This is a genomic window from Prosthecobacter sp., from assembly GCF_049294395.1.
In the GTDB taxonomy this organism is placed as follows: Bacteria; Verrucomicrobiota; Verrucomicrobiia; order Verrucomicrobiales; family Verrucomicrobiaceae; genus Prosthecobacter.
In genome coordinates, this window is the sequence record NZ_JBAQCR010000254.1 from 1 (window position 1) to 4,177 (window position 4,177).

The window sequence follows — 4,177 nt, forward strand, 5'->3', positions numbered from 1 at the left end:
AATGCAGACACCCCCGCCGCCCTCGAAGCCGTGCGCCTCCTCTGCCACGAGCCCGGCGGCGTCCGCTGGCTCATCACCACCCGCCTCACCGACCTCGGCGAAGAATTCGCCCCCCAGCGCGTGGATCTGCTCGATGAACCCGATGCCGTACAGCTCCTGCAAAAGCGCGGCAGCAAAAACGGCCACCAACCCGGCCCCGATGCCGATGCGCTCGCCATTGCCAAAGAACTCGGCCGCCTCCCGCTCGCCCTCCAGCAAGCCGCCGCCTACGTCGCACACATGCGTTTCACTTGGGCAGCATACAGCAAGCTGCTGATCGAAAATCCCGCCGAGGCCCTCTCCCGTGAAGCCGTGGAAATGAAAGCTGTGCCCGAAAGCATCCTGCGCACGTACCGCATCAGCCTCCAGCGGCTGTCACCTAATGCGATTGAGTTACTGGAGATTGCCGCCACCCTCGCCCCAGCTCCTATTCCCGAAGACGTCTTCTTGCACAAAGACGATGGCTCACGCCGTGACTCACTTGTCGAACTCGCCGATCTCTCTCTGCTCGAATGGCAGGCGGGTAAGTTGGAACTCCACCGCGCCATTGCCATCACTGTCCGTTTAGGACTCGACCTAGTAGAAAATCGCCAGGAGCGATTCGAGCAGGCCTGTCGTCTGCTGACGGCTTGCGCGCCGAAAAGCACGCAGCACCCAGATCATTGGCCTTCATGGGCCACACTGAGGCCGCACATCGAGTACTTATTGGCTGGCGTCGATCCTGCCAACGCTAAGGTCGACGCCTACGTTTGGCTTCTGGCTAGTTTGCCTATTTATCTGCAAGTACTTGGCGAGTGCGCTGCGGCTGAGGGACTCTGCCGCAGAGCGATTGCCTGCAAGGAGCACAGCGTAGGCGTGGAGCATCCCGACACATTGGCGTGCCGGAACAATTTGGCCAACTCTCTGCGTGCCCAAGGCAAGTATGCAGAGGCGGAGCAGGAACATCGTTCAGTATTGAAGCTCAGGGAGCAAATTCTGGGCGGGGAGCATCCCGATACCTTGTCGAGTTGGAACAATCTGGCCAACGTGCTGTTTGACCAAGGCAGACATGCCGAGGCGGAACAGGCGCATCAGGTGGTGTTGCAGATCAAAACGCGCGCGCAGGGGGCTGAGCATCCCTCTACCTTGCTGAGTCGTAGCAATCTGGCCAGCGCAGTGCGTGCTCAGGGCAAGTATGCCGAGGCGGAGCAGGAGCATCAAGCGGTGGCGAGGATCAGGGAACGCGTCCTAGGCGCGAAGCATTTCGAAACTTTGAGGAGCCGGAACAATTTTGCCAACGCGCTGAGTGACCAAGGAAAGCATTTCGAGTCGGAGCAGGAGCATCGGGCGGTATTGCAGATTAGAGAGAGCTTGCTGGGCTTAGAGCATCCCTCTACCTTGGAGAGCCGAATGAATTTGGCTAACGAGCTGAATCACCAAGGAAAGCATTCCGAGGCTGAGCAGGAGCATCGGAGTGTGTTGCAGATCAAAGAGCGTGTGCTAGGTGCGGAGCATCCCTCTACCTCGTCGAGTCGGATGAATCTGGCCAATGCGCTGAATTCCCAAGCCAAGTTTGCCGAGGCGGAACAAGAATATCACGCAGTGCTGTACATTAGGGAACGTGTGCTCGGTGCAGAACATCCTAATGTGGCGCTTTCTTGCTACAATCTAGCGCTCTGTCTGGGCGCCCAGTTGAAGGTGTCGGAAGCCATCGTGTACATGCAGCGGGCAGAGCAGGTGTGGGCGAAGGTGCTTGGCCGCAATCATCCACATACAAAACGTGCGAAAGCCGACCGCGAGCATCTCGAAGCCGCGCTAACGTAAGACACCGAAGCCAGCCACCCCGGACCCTGAGTTGTAGAATGAGAAAGATCGAATTTAAAATCTCCAACCCACCCGCTTCTCAAGAGGTCATTGACTCCTACTAGAGACAATCAGGAGGAAATCCACCTTTAGATTTCGTGACTTTTGCCGGAAAAATGGGGTCAGTGTGCAAATAATTGACAAAATGCACCGATGCTCTCACACGCGGAAATTCGCCTGCCAAGGCGCGCCATCCCCGTGAGGAGCAGCATCAGCGGGGCGTGCGGTTTCATGGGCGCAGGTTTCGTTTCAGGCTCGTGTGGCTCTCCGCGCCGCAAGCCTGCGCCGCACATAAACATCCCCCAGCGAAAGGACCACGGAAAGCAAGAGCGCGCCGACCATCACCGCAGTGTTCGCCCCTGCGATGTCATGGTCAAACTGGTAGCTTTGAAACGTGGGCCACCGGCTGGTGATGCGCTGCCCCTCCAGCAGCCCCGGGCATGCCTGATGGATGATCCAGCTCCGGGCCACGTCCTGCCCCAGCCACAGCAGCGGCATCCACACCAGCATGGCGGCGTAGCCTGGCCACCATCGCCACATGAACGCCGCCACCAGCACGCACAGCAGCAGGGCCCCGCCGCTGCAGATCCCCTTCGCAAAATCTCGTGTGATGAAATACCACGGCGGAGCATCCCCCGGGCTTCCCCCGTGCAGCCCCAGCCACTGCATCACCGGCTCTTGACACGCATGCGCAGCGTAGAGCGACACCATGAGAACGATGAAGAAAATGAGCATCCCCGCACGCTCAAACTTCCACACGGCTGAAGGACTTTCCGGCGCAGGTGTCGGTGGTGATGTTGGTGATGGTGCTGGATTCATGGGAGCTTTGGGTGGAAGAAATTTTGTAGCAGGACGAACACCTCACATCAGTCGCAGCCGCGCCAGATAGTGCCCATCGTCCTCGCGCGCCAGCACTTCGGCGTACCAGCCGTGGCCACGCGCCAGATCGCGCAGGCTGTCGAAGTCCAGGTGCAGCCAGTCAAACGCCTCACCGCGCCAGCCTTGATGCTCGATGCAGAAACGCATCTGCCCCGGAGGGCGGCCCTCGCGCAGGTTCCTCTCCTGATAGGCCAGGTGCACCGGGTTCAGCGTCTGCCGTACATCCAGCGAGTCGCATAAAATGTGCCCGTCCTTCGCCAGAAGCTTCCGCGCATTTTCAAAGAACGCCGCCGCACCCCCCACCGTGCCCACCATCCCAAAGCCGTTCATCAGCATGAGGAGCGTGTCGAACGGTCCTCCCGCCAGCGTCAACACACTCCCCGTCCGCGTCTTGATCACGCCACGCTCAGACAATACACCCGCCAGCTCAGGCTCCAGCTCCAGCGCCGTCACGTCGTGGCCCTGCTGCTGCAAAAACAGCGCATGACGCCCCGCACCCGCGCCCACATCGAGAATGCTTCCGCAGCAGCGCTCCATGGCCAGCTGCTCCAGCGGGCTGAAGGGCGGCCCCGCAAAAGCCGCCGCCACGGGCACCGCTGCCTGAAAGCCATCGTCGCGGAGGATCGTGTACGCCGCCTTCGCATCACCCCGCCAGCACTCCAGCATGGCACGGGCGTACGGGCTGCCGCCGCCTGCGCCCGCCGGGTGCGGCACCTGATCGTTACACGTGGGCATCTGCACCTCCGTGGTTGGACTTCGCCTTGCCTGCCTTCGTCCTGTCAGGGCGGCGGATCATTCGACGCACGAACGCCACCACCTCACCCAGTCCCTCCAGCACAGACAGCACCAAAATCCCCAGCAGCAAACCGATGAAAGCGGCAAACAGCAGCCCGGCACCCTCCCAAAAATAGAAGTACAAAAATCCCGGCAGCGCGATCACCGCCTCAAACACCAGCATGAACGCGATAAACATCAGCACGGAGCAATCCTTGCGACGCTTGATGACGGCCTGAGTCAGCATGATTTGAAAAAGGGCAGGGGATGGGGTGTGAAGCCGGACGTCATAGCTCAGGCGACAGCTTGTGTGAAGCCTTCGATGTCGCACACATGCCATACACGCCTTGGCCTGCATCCGTTTTGTTCAGGCACCTCATCACTGGGAGCGCCGACATGCTGTCGGCTCCGTCGAACGTCCCCGCCACACCGCCCTCACCCAAAGCCCCGCGAAAACACAACGCTCATCACTGGGAGCGCCGACATGCTGTCGGCTCCGGCGAACGTCCCCGCCATACCGACCTCACCCAAAGCCCCGCGAAAACACAACACTCATCACTGGGAGCGCCGACATGCTGTCGGCTCCGTCGCGCGTCCCCGCCACACCGCCCTCACCCAAAGCCCCGCGAAAACACAACGCTCA

Annotated in this window: 4 protein-coding genes; 1 reads left to right on the forward strand and 3 read right to left on the reverse strand. The window is 60.5% G+C overall.

The annotated features are described in order from the left end of the window. Positions 1-1,842: tetratricopeptide repeat protein (locus WAW39_RS17540; RefSeq protein ID WP_422320483.1), on the forward strand; the 1,842-nt coding region annotated here is incomplete at its 5' end. A gap of 288 nt (positions 1,843-2,130) precedes the next feature. Here WAW39_RS17540 and WAW39_RS17545 read toward each other — a convergent pair. The 3 genes from WAW39_RS17545 to WAW39_RS17555 are packed head-to-tail and all read right to left on the reverse strand — an operon-like array spanning position 2,131 to position 3,781. After that, positions 2,131-2,700 (reverse strand): hypothetical protein, encoded by a 570-nt coding sequence (locus WAW39_RS17545; RefSeq protein WP_422320484.1) that lies wholly within the window; start codon positions 2,698-2,700, stop codon positions 2,131-2,133. 42 nt (positions 2,701-2,742) lie between these two features. After that, entirely contained in the window at positions 2,743-3,495 is a 753-nt protein-coding gene (locus tag WAW39_RS17550; RefSeq protein WP_422320485.1) for a class I SAM-dependent methyltransferase, read from the reverse strand. Further along, positions 3,482-3,781, reverse strand: coding sequence for a hypothetical protein (locus WAW39_RS17555; RefSeq protein ID WP_422320486.1), 300 nt, complete (start codon positions 3,779-3,781; stop codon positions 3,482-3,484). The genes WAW39_RS17550 and WAW39_RS17555 overlap by 14 nt, the downstream gene beginning before the upstream one ends. Between the last annotated feature and the right edge of the window lie 396 nt (positions 3,782-4,177).